17 protein-coding genes are annotated in these 16,367 nt (G+C 65.8%); 11 read left to right on the top strand and 6 right to left on the bottom strand.

The annotated features are described in order from the left end of the window. Positions 1 to 13 precede the first annotated feature (13 nt). Positions 14 to 1,711 carry a heparinase II/III family protein gene (locus P73_RS02250; RefSeq protein ID WP_174446899.1) on the bottom strand — a complete coding sequence of 566 codons (1,698 nt, stop codon included), beginning with the start codon at positions 1,709 to 1,711 and terminating at the stop codon, positions 14 to 16. A 137-nt stretch (positions 1,712 to 1,848) separates the two neighbouring features. Then, a complete protein-coding gene (locus P73_RS02245; protein ID WP_043868273.1) occupies positions 1,849 to 3,141 on the bottom strand; it encodes an RsmB/NOP family class I SAM-dependent RNA methyltransferase in 1,293 nt (430 codons plus the stop codon). 47 nt (positions 3,142 to 3,188) lie between these two features. On the opposite strand from P73_RS02245, the gene P73_RS02240 reads away from it, so the two are divergent. Further along, positions 3,189 to 3,386 carry a DUF1674 domain-containing protein gene (locus tag P73_RS02240; protein WP_043868272.1) on the top strand — a complete coding sequence of 66 codons (198 nt, stop codon included), beginning with the start codon at positions 3,189 to 3,191 and terminating at the stop codon, positions 3,384 to 3,386. A 25-nt stretch (positions 3,387 to 3,411) separates the two neighbouring features. Here the strand turns inward: P73_RS02240 and dapB are convergent, their stop codons facing one another. After that, a complete protein-coding gene (dapB, locus tag P73_RS02235) occupies positions 3,412 to 4,221 on the bottom strand; it encodes a 4-hydroxy-tetrahydrodipicolinate reductase (protein WP_043868271.1) in 810 nt (269 codons plus the stop codon). A gap of 98 nt (positions 4,222 to 4,319) precedes the next feature. On the opposite strand from dapB, the gene rbfA reads away from it, so the two are divergent. From rbfA to P73_RS02210, 5 genes are all read left to right on the top strand, one after another. Further along, positions 4,320 to 4,733 carry a 30S ribosome-binding factor RbfA gene (gene rbfA, locus P73_RS02230; RefSeq protein ID WP_043868270.1) on the top strand — a complete coding sequence of 138 codons (414 nt, stop codon included), beginning with the start codon at positions 4,320 to 4,322 and terminating at the stop codon, positions 4,731 to 4,733. Continuing rightward, the gene (gene truB, locus P73_RS02225; RefSeq protein ID WP_043868269.1) at positions 4,733 to 5,641 is read left to right on the top strand and encodes a tRNA pseudouridine(55) synthase TruB; all 909 of its coding nucleotides are present in this window, start codon (positions 4,733 to 4,735) and stop codon (positions 5,639 to 5,641) included. Before rbfA ends, truB begins: the two co-directional genes overlap by 1 nt. 35 nt (positions 5,642 to 5,676) lie before the next feature. Further along, entirely contained in the window at positions 5,677 to 6,651 is a 975-nt protein-coding gene (locus P73_RS02220) for an amidoligase family protein (protein ID WP_043868268.1), read from the top strand. 64 nt (positions 6,652 to 6,715) lie between these two features. Beyond that, the gene (locus P73_RS02215; RefSeq protein ID WP_245629266.1) at positions 6,716 to 7,369 is read left to right on the top strand and encodes a gamma-glutamyl-gamma-aminobutyrate hydrolase family protein; all 654 of its coding nucleotides are present in this window, start codon (positions 6,716 to 6,718) and stop codon (positions 7,367 to 7,369) included. A 39-nt stretch (positions 7,370 to 7,408) separates the two neighbouring features. Continuing rightward, positions 7,409 to 7,915 carry a DUF1643 domain-containing protein gene (locus tag P73_RS02210; protein WP_043868266.1) on the top strand — a complete coding sequence of 169 codons (507 nt, stop codon included), beginning with the start codon at positions 7,409 to 7,411 and terminating at the stop codon, positions 7,913 to 7,915. Positions 7,916 to 7,917: 2 nt separating this feature from the next. Here P73_RS02210 and P73_RS24230 read toward each other — a convergent pair whose 3' ends face one another. After that, positions 7,918 to 9,291, bottom strand: coding sequence for a calcium-binding protein (locus P73_RS24230; protein WP_139267181.1), 1,374 nt, complete (start codon positions 9,289 to 9,291; stop codon positions 7,918 to 7,920). Positions 9,292 to 9,510: 219 nt separating this feature from the next. Between P73_RS24230 and P73_RS02200 the strand changes: the two genes are divergently transcribed. After that, complete coding sequence (locus tag P73_RS02200) at positions 9,511 to 9,807, top strand: DUF5665 domain-containing protein (protein ID WP_043868265.1); 297 nt, start codon at positions 9,511 to 9,513, stop codon at positions 9,805 to 9,807. Positions 9,808 to 9,947: 140 nt separating this feature from the next. After that, positions 9,948 to 10,217, top strand: coding sequence for a 30S ribosomal protein S15 (gene rpsO, locus P73_RS02195; protein ID WP_043868264.1), 270 nt, complete (start codon positions 9,948 to 9,950; stop codon positions 10,215 to 10,217). Positions 10,218 to 10,295: 78 nt separating this feature from the next. Here the strand turns inward: rpsO and P73_RS02190 are convergent, their stop codons facing one another. Further along, on the bottom strand, positions 10,296 to 11,027 hold the full coding sequence (locus P73_RS02190) for a Crp/Fnr family transcriptional regulator (protein ID WP_245629223.1): 732 nt from the start codon (positions 11,025 to 11,027) through the stop codon (positions 10,296 to 10,298). A 91-nt stretch (positions 11,028 to 11,118) separates the two neighbouring features. Here P73_RS02190 and P73_RS02185 point away from each other — a divergent pair, with 91 nt between their 5' ends. After that, complete coding sequence (locus P73_RS02185) at positions 11,119 to 11,496, top strand: hypothetical protein (protein ID WP_043868263.1); 378 nt, start codon at positions 11,119 to 11,121, stop codon at positions 11,494 to 11,496. Here the strand turns inward: P73_RS02185 and P73_RS02180 are convergent. Then, positions 11,475 to 12,200, bottom strand: coding sequence for an SGNH/GDSL hydrolase family protein (locus tag P73_RS02180; protein ID WP_043868262.1), 726 nt, complete (start codon positions 12,198 to 12,200; stop codon positions 11,475 to 11,477). The two genes, P73_RS02185 and P73_RS02180, sit on opposite strands and share 22 nt — an antisense overlap. Before the next feature lie 285 nt (positions 12,201 to 12,485). Between P73_RS02180 and putP the strand changes: the two genes are divergently transcribed. Together putP and pnp are read left to right on the top strand one after the other, a co-directional pair. Continuing rightward, entirely contained in the window at positions 12,486 to 13,946 is a 1,461-nt protein-coding gene (putP, locus tag P73_RS02175) for a sodium/proline symporter PutP (RefSeq protein ID WP_043868261.1), read from the top strand. 266 nt (positions 13,947 to 14,212) lie between these two features. Further along, positions 14,213 to 16,345: a polyribonucleotide nucleotidyltransferase gene (gene pnp / locus P73_RS02170; RefSeq protein WP_043868260.1), complete on the top strand. Its 2,133-nt coding sequence runs from the start codon at positions 14,213 to 14,215 to the stop codon at positions 16,343 to 16,345. The last annotated feature ends 22 nt before the right edge of the window (positions 16,346 to 16,367 follow it).

The raw sequence follows: 16,367 nt of genomic DNA, 5'->3' as shown, positions 1-16,367 counted from the left end.
AGGTCAGATATCTCTAAGTCTCGTCGTCCATCTCGAGGTCGCGGAGCGTCGTGGGCGTCTCCTGCGCCTTGGCGAGAGTCCAACGGACACGGGTCGCATAATCCATTGCCGCCGCCGAGAGAACCACTTGTTTGCTGCCGCGCGGCTTCAGGCGCCCTTTTTCGAGATAAACCGACCGCTCAAGGCTCAGACTCGCGATGCCGTCGTGGCGGAACACCCAGATTTCGCCGGACTTGAGCGCCATGGATACCGCCGCCCCGCCCATGTCGAGTTCCGCATCCACGTCGGGATGCAGATGGAAACGGACCTGGAACGGGATCCCCATGAGCCTGCGCCGGTCCATCATCCGGTCGAACTGCGCCTCGTTTTCGGCGGTGATCGTGGCGAGCGTGTCCTCGCCGGCGATCCCCCGCCCGTCGCGCGACAGCTCGATCTGGCGAATATGCGTCAGGCCGTGGGTCGGGACGTAACCGTCATGCCCGGCGACGAAACCGCCGCCATCCTCGGACCGCCGGAGTTCGAGACGCACCTCCGTCGGCACATCGACCAGAAGCTCCCGCAGATGCCCGCCAACGACCCTTTTCGATCCGAGCCGCGAGGAGGAGTAGCCCTCGATCCCGAGCGTGGAATGCGACGGCGTTGCACGCCCGGCGCGCCGCCATTCGGGCCCGAAACTGCCTCCTGCGCCGCAATTCACCACAAGCGGCCGACGCCCCGAGGTCACCTCGAACGCAAGCGTGGAGGCATGGGCGTTGTAGGACGACTCGAGCCGCGGCGGCGGCGCGGCATCCACGATGACCGAGGTACGCCCCGCCGACAGCCGCAGAAATCCCATATGGAGTTCCTGCCCCGGCGGCACCTTGTTGCCCGAGGCCGCGAGCGCCAGGTCGAGCCGCCCCTCGACGCCGCGCCCGCCGCCGTGAAACCGCGCCAGCCCGCCGTCGGAATGCCGCAGCGCGCGCAGCGTCGGCGCGATCCGGTCGATCGCCGCCAGAATGACCTCGTCGCCCACGCGCCCCGCCTCCGACAGCGCACCTGCCGCCCATGTAAGGAGCGTGAACACCTCGAGAAGCTCCTCTGGATTGCGCGTCGCGATCCCGCCTTCCGCATCCACATGGCTCTCGCATTCCCGCGACAGCGCCCTCACCGCGGGATCGACCCGGTCCTCCATCCCGACAAGCGACAGCCCGGCGTAGATGAGCCCCGTCAGCGCCTCGAACCGCGGCAGGCCCGGACTTGCCGTCTCCCAGCGACGCGAGAGAAAGATCGTCTGTTGCGCGAGCGTCTTGTAGAAGGCGGCGCACATCGCCGCATCCTGACCGTTGAGGAACATCAGCGCGTGATTGATCCAGCGGATGAGTCGCCGCCCGGTGAGATCGGGCGTCCAGCCGGGCCCCTTGCCCCCGCTGTAGCGGTCGATCCAAGCCGCGATCCAGGCCTGTGCCCGCTTGCGCGCATTCACATCGCCCACCGCCGCGAGGTCGTCGAGCCATGCGAATCCGTGGATCTCCTCGACAAAACCCGGCGCAGGGGCCGAAAGATCCCAGATCGCGGCCGCCGGCGCCTCCACGAGATACCCCGCGAACAGGAAATTCCCCGCGATGAGCTGTCGGCCACGCGCAAAGGAGCCAATGGATTTCGGTTCGGGCTGCGACACGAATCCCGTCGCGGGCTTCGCACGGGCGGCGCGCCAGGCATGATACCGGTTCATCCGGCGAACATGTTTTGCGCGCCAATCCTCGCGTTGCGACATCTCGGGCCTGCCTCACCCTGTTGACCGGGTCATTCTCGTTTGCCCCGGAAGATAACCGGCACACCCGTCCCTGTCATCGGGAAATGCCCGCCCGTTCAGCCGCGCCGGAAACCCGTGATGAAGAATCCGTCCATTCCGCCCAGTTCGGGCCAGAAATCCGGCCGCGTCCGCAGCCCTTCCGGCCCGATCCAGTCAGGCTCGACTCCGTCGATCCGCAATCGGTCTAGATCCAGGGTCAGGCCCGGATGCCGCGCCAGCGCGTCGCGCACCTGCTCCTCGCCCTCGTCGATCAGCAGGCTACAGGTACAATAGACGAGTCGCCCGCCCGGCCTGAGCATCCCGAGCGCGCGGTCGATCAGATGTTCCTGCAATTCGAACAGCCCCGGAAATTCCGTCCCGTCCTTGACCTGCGGCAGGTCGGGATGGCGCCGGATCGTCCCGGTCGCGGTGCAGGGCGCATCGAGGAGAATCGCGTCGAACGGCCCGCCCACGTAATCGAGCGCATCCGCGACAACCGTCTCCGCCGCCAACCCGCAGCGCGTGAGATTTTCGCGCACCCGCGCCATGCGACTTTCGGAAATGTCGAGCGCCGTCACCTCCGCGCCCATCGCCGCAAGCTGCATCGTCTTCCCGCCCGGTGCGGCGCACATGTCGAGCACACGCATGCCCGGCTCAGGCGCGAGAATGCGCGCGGGCAGTGCGGCGGCTGCGTCCTGCACCCACCAGTCCCCGGCCTCGAATCCCTCGAGCCGCGTCACCTGCACCTGACCCTCGAGCCGCACCGACCCCGTCGGCAGAACCACGCCGCCGAACCGTTCGGCCCAGCCCGCCGCATCGCCCTTCACCGTCAGATCGAGCGGCGCACCGCGCGCCTGCGCCGCCTCCATCGCCGCGACGGTCGCCTTTCCGAAGTCCGCGATCAGCGGCTTGCGCAGCCATTTCGGCAGCATCGGCGCCGGCAGCGTCTCCCATTTCGCTCGCTCGCCGTCGATCCGGCGCAGCACGGCATTCACCAGCCCCTTGAAATGACTTGATTTCGGACGCTCCTGCATCAGCGCTACATAGGCATTCACCACACCATGCGCCGCCTCGCCTTCCGCGCAGATCTCGCAAACGCCGAGCCGCAGCGCATTCATCACATGCGGCGCCGGGCGTTTCGCGAGATGCGGGCCCAGCATCCGGTCACAGCGGTCGATCACGCGCAGGCAGTCGGTCACAAGCCGCTGTGCCCGCGCACGGTCCTCAGGCGAAAGATCCCTTGTCCGCGGCAGGAGCACCTCGGACAGGAGCCGTTTCTCGACCGTCACCGCATCGAGCAGCGCAAGCGCGGCGCGGCGTGCGTCAAGTCCCGCAACGGGCGGTCTGGGGGCGGAGGATCTTGTCTTCATGGCTCTGGCCCGTATATCAGTTGCAAAGGAGCGACAAGGAGTTCCCGATGAGCGACGACACCCGAGCCCCGCAGCAGCGCGAGATTCCGCCCGCCGCGCAACGCGCGCTGGCCGAAGCCGACGAGCGGCGCAAGGCACGCGAGGCCGAGATCGCGAAGATGCCGACCGAGCTTGGCGGGCGCGACGGACCCGAACCGGTGCGCTATGGCGACTGGGAGAAAAAGGGCCTCGCCATCGACTTCTGAGACGCCCCGCGGGTCCAGTTCCGCCTCAGAGCCCGAGCACGTCGAGCATGTCGTATTCGCCGGGCTTCTTCCCCTGCCCCCAGAGCGCCGCCTTCACCGCGCCTTTCGCGAACAGCGACCGGTCGGAGGCGACATGGCGCAGCACAAGACGCTCGCCCTCGCCCGCGAAGATCACGTCATGTTCACCGATGATATCGCCGCCGCGGATGGCGCTGAATCCGATATCGCCACGCTTGCGGGCGCCGGTGATCCCGTCACGCGCGGCGTCGCGCACATCCGCGAGCCTCATCCCCCGCCCGTCTGCCGCGGCCTCTCCCAGCATCAATGCGGTGCCCGAGGGCGCGTCCACCTTGCGGTTGTGATGCGCTTCCACGATCTCGATGTCGTAATCCGCGTCGAGCGCGCTCGCGACCATCCTGGTCAGCTTCATCAGAAGGTTGACGCCGAGCGACATGTTGCCCGCCCGGATGATCGTCGCGTGACGTGCGGCGGCGGCGATCCGCGCCAGATCGTCCTCGCCCATCCCCGTCGTCCCGATCACATGCACGCAACGCGCCTGCGCCGCGAGCCCCGCGAATTCGACGGTCGCGGCGGGGGACGTGAAGTCAATGACCGCCTGCGCATGGCTGAACGCCTCGAGCGCATCGTCGGTCACGGTGACGCCGAGTGCCGCACCGCCCATCGCCTCGCCCACGTCTCGGCCGATCCAGTCATGCCCCTCCCGCACGGTCGCGCCCACCAGCCGGCACGCCTCGGACGCCGCGACGGTCCTGATCAGCATCTGGCCCATGCGACCGGAGGCGCCGGTGACGACAATGCCGGGAAGCTCGCTCATGTCTCAACTCCTTCAAAGCTCCGGCGTGGTTTAGCGCGGTGCGTGCGCTTTGGCAAAGCCAGCTTGCATGAGGCGCGGTTCGGCACTATCTCGCCCGCATGGCAAAGAGATCTCATTCCGGCGGCCCCTCGGGTTCGCACCGCACCCTCCGCATCGGCGAGGCGATCCGCCGCCGCCTGTCGGAAATGCTGACACGTGGCGAAATCCACGATCCCGACCTCACCGCGATGTCGATCACGGTGGGCGAGGTGCGCGTCTCGCCGGACCTGCGGACCGCGACGGCCTATATCCTGCCGCTCGGCGGACAGGCGGCAGGCACCGCGCTCGAGGCGCTGCGCCGCAACAGGGGCGAGATCCGCCACCAGATCGGCAAGGCGCTCGGGATCAAGCACACGCCCGAGTTGCGCTTCGAATTCGACGATACCTTCGATCGGATGGATGCGACGCGGCGGATGTTCTCGGATGAACGCGTGCAGCGGGATATTCACAAGAGCGACGACGAGGAAGAATAATGGCCCGCCGCAAGAAAGGCCGCGCAGTTCACGGTTGGCTGATCGTGGACAAGCCCGCCGGCATGACCTCCACCGCCGTCGTCAACAAGGTGCGCTGGGCGCTCGATGCGCAAAAGGCCGGTCATGCCGGCACGCTCGATCCCGATGCGACCGGCGTCCTGGCCGTGGCGCTGGGCGAGGCGACGAAGACCGTGCCTTTCATCACCGAAGCACTCAAATGCTACCGTTTCTCGGTCCGTTTCGGACAGGCGACGAACACCGACGATGCCGAGGGCGAGGTGATCGCGGAGAGCGATGCGCGCCCCAGCGACGAGGAGATCTCCGACGCGCTGCCGCGTTTCGAGGGTGACATCCTCCAGGTGCCGCCGAAATTCTCCGCCGTGAAGATCGACGGCGAACGCGCCTACAAGCGCGCACGCGAAGAGGAGGAGTTCGAGATCGCCGCCCGTCCGCTCTATGTCGAGGCATTGACATTCCTCGAACGGCCGGATCCCGATCACGCGATCCTGGAAATGACCTGTGGCAAGGGCGGATATGTCCGCGCCGTGGCCCGTGACCTTGGCGAGACACTCGGGTGCCACGCCCATGTGGAATGGCTGCGCCGCGAATGGTCGGGGCCGTGGGAGGCCGGAGAGGGCATTTCCATCGCGGAGGTGGACGAGATGGCCCGCACCGAAGCGCTCGACGCTTTCCTGCGCCCGGTCGAAGAGGGGCTTGCCGATCTCGACGAAGTTCTGTGCACCCCTGAGAGTGCAACACGGCTCAGGAACGGCAATCCCGGCATGGTCTATCCCGCCGAAGGCATCGAATACGGCGACGAGGTCTGGGCCTCGTTCGAGGGACGCCCCGTGGCGGTCGGCATCTACAGGGGCGGCGAACTGCACCCGAGCCGTGTCTTCAACCTCTGACGGAACTCCCCCTGCGCCGGCCGCGTTCTGCGGATATGACGTTCGCGCGCACCGACAGCTTCCTCCCTCTTCCCACCCTCCTCACCGTCGCGGGCACACCGCGCCGCACCGGGGTGGAGATCGAATTCGGCGGGCTGCCCGAGAGTGCCGCCGCACGGATCGTCCGCGACCTGTTCGGCGGAAAGATCGCCGCGAAGGGCTCCCACGGTTTCGTGGTCGAAGGCGGCGAGATCGGGAAGGTCGAGGTCTACCTCGACACCGCACTGCGCAAGAAATCCGACAGCCGGATCAGCGAGCTCGGCCTCGACCTGAGCCGCGCCGTCGTTCCGGTGGAGGTCGTGACTGCGCCGCTCGATGATCTGTCCCCGCTGACCCGTGTCATCCAGGCGCTGCGCGAGGCCGGCGCGGAAGGCAGCGGCGACGGCGTCTTCTACGGCTTCGGCGTGCATTTCAATCCCGAGGTCGTCGCGCTCGACGCGGAACATGTCGTCCCGATCGCGAAGGCCTATGCGCTGACCGAGAATTTCCTGCGTGCGGTCTGGCCGATCGACGCGGCACGGAATCTGCTGCCCTTCACCGACGACTATCCAAAAGCCTATCTCGACGCCATCGCCGGGCGCGCCTTCCCCACGCTCGGCGATTTCATGCGGACCTATCTCGACACGACGCCGAGCCGCAATCGCGGACTCGATCTGCTGCCGCTTCTGCGCGCCCATGACGAGGCCGCCTTCACCCGGCTCGCCCCCGGCATGCGTTCGGTCTCCGCGCGGCCGGCCTTCCACTTCCGCCTGCCCGACTGCCGCATCGACGAACCTGGCTGGAGTCTCGCCCAGGAATGGCGGCGCTGGATCTTCGTCGAGCGTGTCGCCGCGGATCCCGCGCGCCTTGCCGCGCTCGAAGCGGACTGGTGCGACTACAGCCGGACGCTCTTCGCCACGCGCAGCGACTGGATCGACCGCTCCCGCGCCCATGTCGCCGATCTCGCGCAGGAGGTCCTGGGCCGTGTCTAGCCATCGCAGACCGCTCATCGGCGTCACCACTTCCCGCCGCTCCGGCTGGCGCATCTTTCCCCTCATGGCGTTCAACATCTGGCTTGCCGGGGGAAAGGCGATCCGCTTCGGCACGGGTTACGGCAATCCGGTCAGCGAGGTGGACGGCATCGTCATCGGCGGCGGCGACGACATCTCGCCGGATCTCTACGCGGGGGAGATCATCGCCTCCGCCCGCCTTGATCCCAACCGCGATGCACTGGAGAAGGGACTCGTGCTGGAGGCACTCGACCGCGAGATGCCCGTCCTCGGTGTCTGTCGCGGGTCCCAGATGATCAACGTCGCCTTGGGCGGCACCCTAGATCAGGATGCCTATGGCACCTACGCCACGTCGCAACATGTCCGCACCATCCTGCCAAGGAAGGCGGTCTGCCCGGTGGCGGGCAGCCGGCTCGAGGAGATCGCCGGAGCGGGCGAGATGGTGGTCAACGCACTCCATTCCCAGGCGGTCGCACGGCTCGCCGCCGACCTGCGCGTCTGCGCCCGTGATCCGGGCGGCATGATCCAGGCCATCGAGCGGACCCGCGATCCCTTCGCCCTCGGCGTCCAGTGGCATCCGGAGCACCTGTTCTATGCCCACCGCCAGCGGGCGCTGTTCCGCGCCATCGTCACCGCGGCCCGCGCCTATCGCAGCCGCCGCGCGCAGATCGCCGCGGTGGATGCGGAACATTCTGCCTGAGACTTGTCAAACCCGGACCGGCAGGCCATTGAGAGGGCCATGATCACGCGCACCCATACCAAGGGCGATGCCCCTTCCACCGCCGTCTATTCCGATTGCGAACGCTACCGCTATTCCCTTTTGCGGACATGGGACCCGGAGGGCCGGAAGGCGCTCTTCGTCATGCTGAACCCCTCAACCGCGACCGAAATCCAGAACGATCCCACCGTCGAACGCTGCGAACGGCGGGCGCGGGCGCTGGGGTTCGGGGCCTTCTGCGTCACGAATATCTTCGCCTGGCGCGACACCGATCCGAAGAAGATGCGCGCGGCCGCGGATCCCGTCGGACCGGAAAACGACGCCGCCATCGCGGAATACGCGCATTGGGCCGATCAGGTGATCTGCGCCTGGGGAACGCATGGCGCCCATCTCGCACGCGGCAAGGCGGTGGAGGATCTGCTGCGCCGGACGGGGCGGAAGCTCTATCACCTCGGCCTCTCGAAAGGCGGACATCCGAAACATCCGCTCTACATCGCCTACACCCAGCAGCCAGAGCTCTGGCTCTGAGTTCAGCCGAGCGGGACCGGCCCCACCTCTACCACGATATCGTCGGCGGTGACGTTCGGTGCGCCCCGCAGCACCGCGACGAGTTGCCCGTTCACGACAACCCCGCTCGCCGTGCCATCCTCGCTCTGCACGACCTCGACCGTCGGCGCGGGCTGGCCTTCCTCTTCCGGCGCCAAAGTGATCCGCAGGAGGTCTTCTCCACGGGTGAAATCCGTGATCTCCGCATGCCCCGCCGCGTTCCCCGGCTCGAGGCCCAGCCTGAACAGGTCCGCCCCCGCGCCGCCGGATGCCGTGTCCGAAATGTCCATCAGGATCGTGTCCGCCGCCGCACCGCCATGGAGCGCATCCGCGCCTCCGCCGCCGGAAAGGATATAGTGCGATCCCGTATCGTCGCCCGCATGGATGACGTCGTCGCCCGCACCACCCGACAGGATCGCCGTGCCGTCACCGCCACGGATCATGTCATTGCCATCTCCCCCCTCGACGATCGCCGCCGCGTCACCCGTGACGATCGTATCGTCACCGGCACCCCCGATGACGATGTTGAGCGTGCCCTCCGTCCGGATCGCCGGCGCGCCGCTCTCATCCCCCGTCAGCGTGGCATCGAGCCCGCCCTCCATCGGATCATCGGGCAGGATCAGCGTTTCCCCTCCGTCGCCCAGTTCGAAGAGCCGCGCTTCTCCCGTCGCCGCGCGCAGAGACATATCCATATCCGTCTGCGGGGGCAGGACGATATCCTCCTCTCCGCCCGGAACGGGATCGTCCGGCACATCTGGATCGTTGACCTGCAACACCTCCTCGCCGTCGCTGCCTGCCGGGCCGGGCAGATCCGGCAGGTCGGGATCGTTCGGCGCGAGGGCGCCGAAATCCCCGAGTTCCGCAAGGCTGTAAAGACGCAGCTCCCCGGTCTCCGGATCCGTGATCTCGACGGAGATGTCGCCGAAGGGCAGGTCGGACATGCCGATAAAGGTCACCGTCGTCTCGTCCTCCTCGGTCGCGTAGGACAGGCTCACCCCGATCTCCGCTCCGTCGGCGTCATGGGCAGCCTCGACGATGAATTCCCCCTCGCCGCCGTCACCGATCCGCAGGGTCACATGATCCTCGCCCGGCCGGAAATCATGAAGCACGGTTTCGCCGGAGCCCTCCGCCACCTCGTGCTCGACCTCTTCCGCGATCCCGTCGCTTTCCACCTCCGGCACCGCCGCACTGTCCATCGCCTCGACATCGACGGCATCGTCCTCCGCGGAAAGATCGCCCGTCGGGGCGAGCAGGTCGATCGTCACCGAACCCTCCGCGCCCGTCTCTTCCGCTCCGGCCTCCTCCGCGCCGGGTTCCGCATCGGACTCCGTCTCTTCGGAGACTGTCAGATCGCTCACGGCCATCGCCGCAGGGAACAGTCCTATCAACGCCAATGCCCAAAGCATCGCGACACCTCACAGATCCACACTCCTCCTGAAAAATACGCGATCCGGCCTGATCTCAAAGGAAATAATCCCGAAAACTCAATCTAAATCCCTGTTTGAAAAGGTTAATTTCCCTCGTCGTCCGCAATGCGCTACAGAGAAGGGATCACAGGAGCAGGAGGAATCCCGGCGATGTCCGAAGACGGCGATGATTTGAAAAGCAATATCAAGGACCTGCGCGACGAGATCGCGCGGCTTAACAACCATCGCTTCATCCGAATCCACAATTCGACCCTCCGGCTCGTGTGGTTCCAGTTCCTCCGCGGCCTCGCCTTCGGCTTCGGGTCGGTCGTGGGGGCCTCGATCGTGGTCTCCATCGTGGCCTTCATTCTCAACCAGATCGACTTCGTCCCCATCGTCGGCGACTGGGCGAAACAGATCGCCGCGGAAATCCTATCGAACACCACACGGGTCGAAACCGGCGAGTGAGGGAGAAATTCCTTTCCTTTCCTGAAGAATCCGCCTATATGCGCGCATCTTCGGTCGAGCTGCCGAAGAGATTTCTCCAAGGGCCCTGCTGGACGACATCCCGGCTTGCGCCATAACCCTGTTTTCGAAAGGAGACCCCGATGTCGATCACGCCTGAAGAAAAGACCCGCCTGATCAAGGAATACGGCGCCAAGGACGGTGACACCGGTTCCCCCGAAGTCCAGGTCGCGATCCTGTCCTCGCGCATCGCCACGCTCACCGAGCACTTCAAGACGCACAAGAAGGACAACCACGGTCGCCGCGGTCTTCTGAAGCTCGTCGCCCAGCGCCGCAAGCTTCTCGACTACGTCAAGGCCCGCGACGAAGCGCGCTACCAGTCCCTGATCGAGCGTCTCGGCCTGCGCCGCTGAGCCGGCCGGATACCGAAAAGATTCCAAAAACCCTCCGGCCTGCCGGAGGGTTTTTTTGCGTTCAGGCCCCTCTGACGGTCAGATCAGCGGCCGCGGCTGAAATCCCTCCTCGGCCAGAAGCGCGATGTCCCTGAGCGCATCGAGATCCCCGATCTCCAGTTCCCCGTCCACCCAGGTCGCCAGCCCCTCGCCATGCAGGGCGCGCAGCGTCTTGTTCGTGTGCACGAGCGACAGGCCGAGCGAATCCGCGAGATCCTGCTGCCGGAACGGAAGGGGCACGCGCTCGCCGTCATCGAGGCCGAGCGCCGAGAGACGTTCGAACAGCTTCACCAGCGCCCAGGCGACCCGCTCCCGACCAGACCGCTGTCCCAGCGTGGTCAGGGCCTCTCCGAGAAAGCTCTCCTCCACCGCCGACATCCAGACGAGATCATAGGCGCGGTCCGGGTGCCGCTCGAACAGCGTCCACAGGTCACGGCGCTGGAAGGCGCAGAGGCGCATGTCCGTCTTCGCGTCCACGGAGTTCTGCGCCTCCCCCATCACGCTCGCCTGCAACCCGATGAAATCTCCTGGCAGGATGAAACCGATCACCTGCCGCCGCCCGTCCTCCAGCGTCTTGTACCTCATGCCCATGCCGCTCAGGACGGTATAGAGATGCGGCGCGTCCGATCCTTCGGTCACGAGCGTCGTACCCGCCTCGACCGCCAGTTCTCCCTTCTTGAATCCATTCATGAAATCCACTTCCGTTCCGGTCAGGGGAACGAAGGCGTTCTTGCTCTTCAGCGGACAGTTTTCGCACCTGTCGACGATCACGTTTCTTTCTCCGTCTATGTCACAGTTTAATGCGCAGAGGGTGCGTTTGGTTCAGCTTGCGGCAGCTTTTTTCGAACAGGATTCGCCCGCCATGCGCCGCCCGCCGCCTCGCCCTGCCGATCCGGTCTTCGTGATCCTCGCGCTCAACAGGGATTTTGCAGAACAGCTCCGGGACGCGCTCGCGCAGGCCCTGCCGGGGGCGGAACTTCTTATCGCCCGCTCGCCGGGAGACGCGATCGTCCTGCTCGGCGCCAACGACCGCATCACCGCGGTCTTTCTCGCCATGCGCCAGGACGAAATTTCGCTCGGATCCCTCGGCCGGCGGCTGACGCAGCGTGGCATCCGCACGATCTTCATCTCCGATGGCAACACGCCGGGAGAAAGCGGGGTGTCCGAAACACTCCGGTGGCCGCTCGATCCCGAACAGATCGAAACCCTGCGCGCGCCTCAGCGGCCCCGTTCGACCTGAAGGATGATCTCCGACACCTTCCGGCCGATCACATCGGATCCCTTCTTCGACGGGTGGATCATGTCGATGCCGTGATAGGAGCGGTCCCCGTCCGGCACGAGACCGGCGAGCGACAGGAAATACACGCCGGGATCCTGCGACGCCAACCGCGCGATCCGCGCCTCGAACCTGTCCCCGATCTCCCGGCAGCCGTCGATGACCGAGGGCACACCCGGACTGCGCAGGTAACCGAGATAGATCACCCGCGCCCCGGTCCGGCGGATCGCCGCGACGAGATCGGGGATAGCGCCCTGCCGCCCTTCCGCCCCGATCATCCGCGCCATCCGGCGATCGCAGGCCTTGCAGCCGCAGCCCAGCCAGAGGTCGTTGCCGCCGCCGTTGACGATCACCCAGTCCCAGGCCCCCGCCTTGAACTGCCGGGCGATCTTCAGCCCCATCGCGCCGGAAATCGGCAGACCGTAGAGGATGCGTGCACCGCCCACGGCCCGGTTGACAACGGGCTCCCCGAGCCGCCGCGCAACGACATCCGCGATGGAATTCCGGCTGACGAGATGCCAGGCCATCATCGAGTCCCCGATCGCCAGGATCCGCGGCGCGCCGGCAGGCCGGGCGGGGTCGCCCTCCTCGGCCAGTGCGGCGAAACCTGCCGCGAAGATGCCGACGCCAAGCGCCAGGAGAAGGGACAGAAAGCGGGTGCGCAGCATGGGCCATAGCCTCTCTTTTGTGTCGTCCAGAACGGGATTCGGTGGCCCACCCCTGCCGATATCCAAGTCTTCGCATACCGCACAGTTGGTTGAAAACGTCTAAATGCGCGGAATTCCGCGAGTAGCTGGAATTCCCAATATTCCCGGTTCGTTCTCGCCAAAATCCTGTTTGGCGTCCCGAATCTGGACCGCGACACATTATTTTGCGCAGGGGACCGTCTTTTTCTTGCCTTGCAAGCCGTCTTCTGCATGGTCCCCGCCCAAACCAACAAGGGGAGACATGTCATGGAAACCGGAGTCTGGATCAGCCTGATCCTCTATTTCGCGCTGATGCTCGGCATCGGCTTTTACGCCTGGCGCAAGTCCACGGACACCGCCGAGGGCTACGTGCTCGGCGGGCGCAATCTGCATCCCGCTGTCGCGGCCCTTTCGGCCGGGGCCTCCGACATGAGCGGCTGGCTGCTCCTGGGCCTGCCCGGCGCGCTCTACGCTTCCGGGCTGATCGAGGCCTGGATCGGCATCGGCCTGTTTGTCGGCGCCTTCATCAACTGGATCGTCGTGGCGCCGCGCCTGCGCGAACAGACCAAGCGCTACGACAACAGCCTGACGATCCCGGAATTTCTCGCGAACCGCTTTCCCTCCGCCGCGCTTACGCTGCGCGTCGTCTCCGCGGTGATCATCGTCGTCTTCTTTGCGGTTTATACCGCCTCGGGCCTCGTCGGCGGCGGCAAGCTCTTTGCCTCGGCCTTCGACGGCGGCTACATGACCGGCGTGCTGCTCACCCTCGGCGTCGTCCTCGTCTACACCGTCTTCGGCGGCTTCCTCGCGGTGTCGCTCACCGACTTCGTGCAGGGCTGCATCATGATGCTCGCCCTCATCATCATGCCCATCGTCATCCTCACCACCGGCCAGGGCGCCGGCGTGGACGCGGCGGCCGAACGCCTCGCGACGGAGGTCGACCCGAACTTCCTGTCGATGACCCACGGGCTGACGCTGCTGGGCTTCCTCTCGACATTCGCATGGGGTCTGGGCTATTTCGGCCAGCCGCATATCATCGTGCGCTTCATGGCCGTGCGCTCGCTGAAGGACGTACCGGTGGCGCGCAACATCGCGATGCTCTGGATGGCGATTTCCCTCGCGGGCGCGGTCGGCGTCGGCATCTTCGGCCGCACCTACATGGAGCGCAATGGGCTCATGCTCGAAGATCCCGAAACCATCTTCATCGTGCTCTCCGAACTGCTGTTCCACCCGCTCGTGACCGGCTTCCTCTTCGCCGCGCTTCTGGCCGCCATCATGTCCACGGTCTCCTCGCAACTCCTCGTCTCCTCCTCGTCGCTCACCGAAGATTTCTACAAGGTGTTCCTGAACCGGAACGCGACCGAGCACGAACTGGTGACCGTGGGGCGCATCTCCGTGGCCCTCGTCGGCGTCGTGGCGATCCTCATCGCCTCCAACCAGGACTCGAGCGTGCTCGACCTCGTCTCCAACGCCTGGGCCGGGTTCGGCGCGGCCTTCGGGCCGCTCATCATCCTGTCGCTGACGTGGAAACGCATGACCGGCGCGGGCGCCGTCGCAGGCCTCGTCGTCGGCGCGGGTACGGTGGGGATCTGGATCGCCGCCGGCCTCTCCGGGGTGCTCTACGAGATCATTCCGGGTTTCCTCGCCTCCGCCGCCGCCATCGTGATCGTCAGCCTGCTGACGAAGGACCGCGGCGAATTCCGCGCGCTCGAGACGTCTGCGGAGTGATCCTCACGATCAGGTGACGCAATGTGCGGGCGGGCCTCCGGGTCCGCCCTTTTCCTTTGCCCGGCGGATCGCCACCTCGACACCATGCGCGGCCCAATGATGGCTTTGCAAAACAGCCATTTTCCTGTATGGCCCTGCGCATCTGAGACGTAACGCAGAAGACCCCGGCGTTGTGAAATAGGATATGGGGTCGGCGGCAATGGGGCCGCCACGCAAAACGGGAGACGCGGGAGGGCCCGCGAGTGCTCCCAAACAGGATACACTTGATGTTCAACGAAGTGAAAAAATCTATCCAGTGGGGCGAGGAAACGCTCACGCTGGAAACCGGCAAGATTGCCCGCCAGGCCGACGGCACCGTCGTCGCGACCCTCGGGGAAACCTCGGTGATGGCCAACGTCACCTTCGCCAAGCAACAGAAAGAGGGCCAGGACTTCTTCCCCCTCACTGTGCATTACCAGGAAAAATACTACGCCGCCGGCAAGATCCCTGGCGGCTTCTTCAAGCGCGAGGCCCGTCCGACGGAAAAGGAGACGCTCACCGCGCGCCTGATCGACCGTCCGATCCGCCCGCTCTTCGCGCCGGGATTCAAGAACGAAGTGCTCGTGATGTGCACGGTTCTCTCCCATGACCTCGTCAACGATCCCGACGTCGTCGCGATGATCGCCGCCTCCGCGGCCCTGACCCTCTCCGGCGCGCCCTTCATGGGTCCGATCGCCGGCTGCCGCGTCGGCTTCGAGGATGGCGAATACATCCTGAACCCGACCGTCGACGACATGCAGGATCTGCGCAACAACCCCGACCAGCGCCTCGACCTTGTCGTCGCGGGCACCAAGGACGCGGTGATGATGGTGGAATCGGAAGCCTACGAGCTGACCGAGGACGAGATGCTCGGCGCCGTCACCTTCGCGCATGAACAGATCCAGCCGGTCATCGACTGCATCATCGACCTCGCCGAAGAGGCCGCGAAGGAACCCTTCGACTTCACCCCGCCGGATTACTCCGACCTCTACGAGACGGTGCGGAAGGCCGGCGAGGAGAAGATGAAGGCCGCCTACGCGATCCTCGACAAGCAGGAGCGCGTGGCCGCCGTCGCCAATGTGAAGGAAGAGATCAAGGCCGGCCTCACCGAGGACCAGCTCGAGAACACGAATCTCGGCTCCGCGTTCAAGAAGCTCGAATCGACCGTTCTGCGCTCCTCCGTCGTGAAGGACGGCAAGCGCATCGACGGCCGCGCCCTCGATCAGGTCCGCCCGATCGTCTGCGAAACCGGCATCCTGCCGCGCACCCACGGCTCTGCCCTGTTCACCCGCGGCGAGACCCAGGGCCTCGTGGTGACGACGCTCGGCACCGGCGACGACGAGCAGATCATCGACGCGCTGCACGGCAACTTCCGCTCGAACTTCCTGCTGCACTACAACTTCCCGCCGTATTCCGTCGGCGAAGTGGGCCGCGTCGGCTCTCCGGGCCGTCGTGAAATCGGTCACGGCAAACTGGCATGGCGCGCGCTTCAGGCCGTCCTGCCCGCCGCCACCGACTTCCCCTACACGATCCGGGTAGTCTCCGAGATCACCGAATCGAACGGCTCCTCCTCGATGGCCTCCGTCTGCGGCGGTTCGCTGTCGATGATGGACGCGGGCGTGCCGCTCAAGGCCGCCGTCGCGGGCGTCGCCATGGGCCTCGTGCTCGAGGATGACGGCTCCTTCGCGATCCTCACCGACATTCTCGGCGACGAGGATCACCTCGGCGATATGGACTTCAAGGTCGCTGGCACCGAGAATGGCATCACCTCGCTCCAGATGGACATCAAGGTGCAAGGCATCACGCCCGAGATCATGAAGCAGGCCCTCGCCCAGGCGAAGGCAGGCCGCATGCACATCCTCGGCGAGATGAACAAGGCGCTGTCGGGCGCGGGCGAATTCTCCGTCCACGCACCGCGTATCGAGACGATGACCATCCCCACCGACAAGATCCGCGAAGTGATCGGCTCGGGCGGCAAGGTCATCCGCGAGATCGTGGAAACCTCCGGCGCCAAGGTCGACATCAACGACGACGGCGTGATCAAGATCGCCTCCCCGAACGGCGACGCCATCCAGAAGGCCTACGACATGATCTATTCGATCGTCGCGGAGCCGGAAGAGGGCAAGGTCTACAAGGGCAAGGTCGTGAAGCTCGTCGATTTCGGTGCCTTCGTGAACTTCTTCGGCAAGCGGGACGGCCTCGTGCACGTCAGCCAGATCGAGAACCGCCGCCTGAACCACCCGTCGGATGTTCTGAAGGAAGGTCAGGAAGTCTTCGTGAAGCTCCTCGGCTTCGACGACCGTGGCAAGGTGCGCCTCGGCATGAAGATGGTCGATCAGACCACCGGCGAAGAAGTCAGGAAAGAGGAAGAGGCCGAGTAACCGGCGTCCCTCCCGGAAAGGA

The organism is Celeribacter indicus, assembly GCF_000819565.1.
In the GTDB taxonomy this organism is placed as follows: Bacteria; Pseudomonadota; Alphaproteobacteria; order Rhodobacterales; family Rhodobacteraceae; genus Celeribacter; species Celeribacter indicus.
Note: the sequence above shows the minus strand (reverse complement) of the source record. Positions and strands in the feature narration are given on the sequence as shown.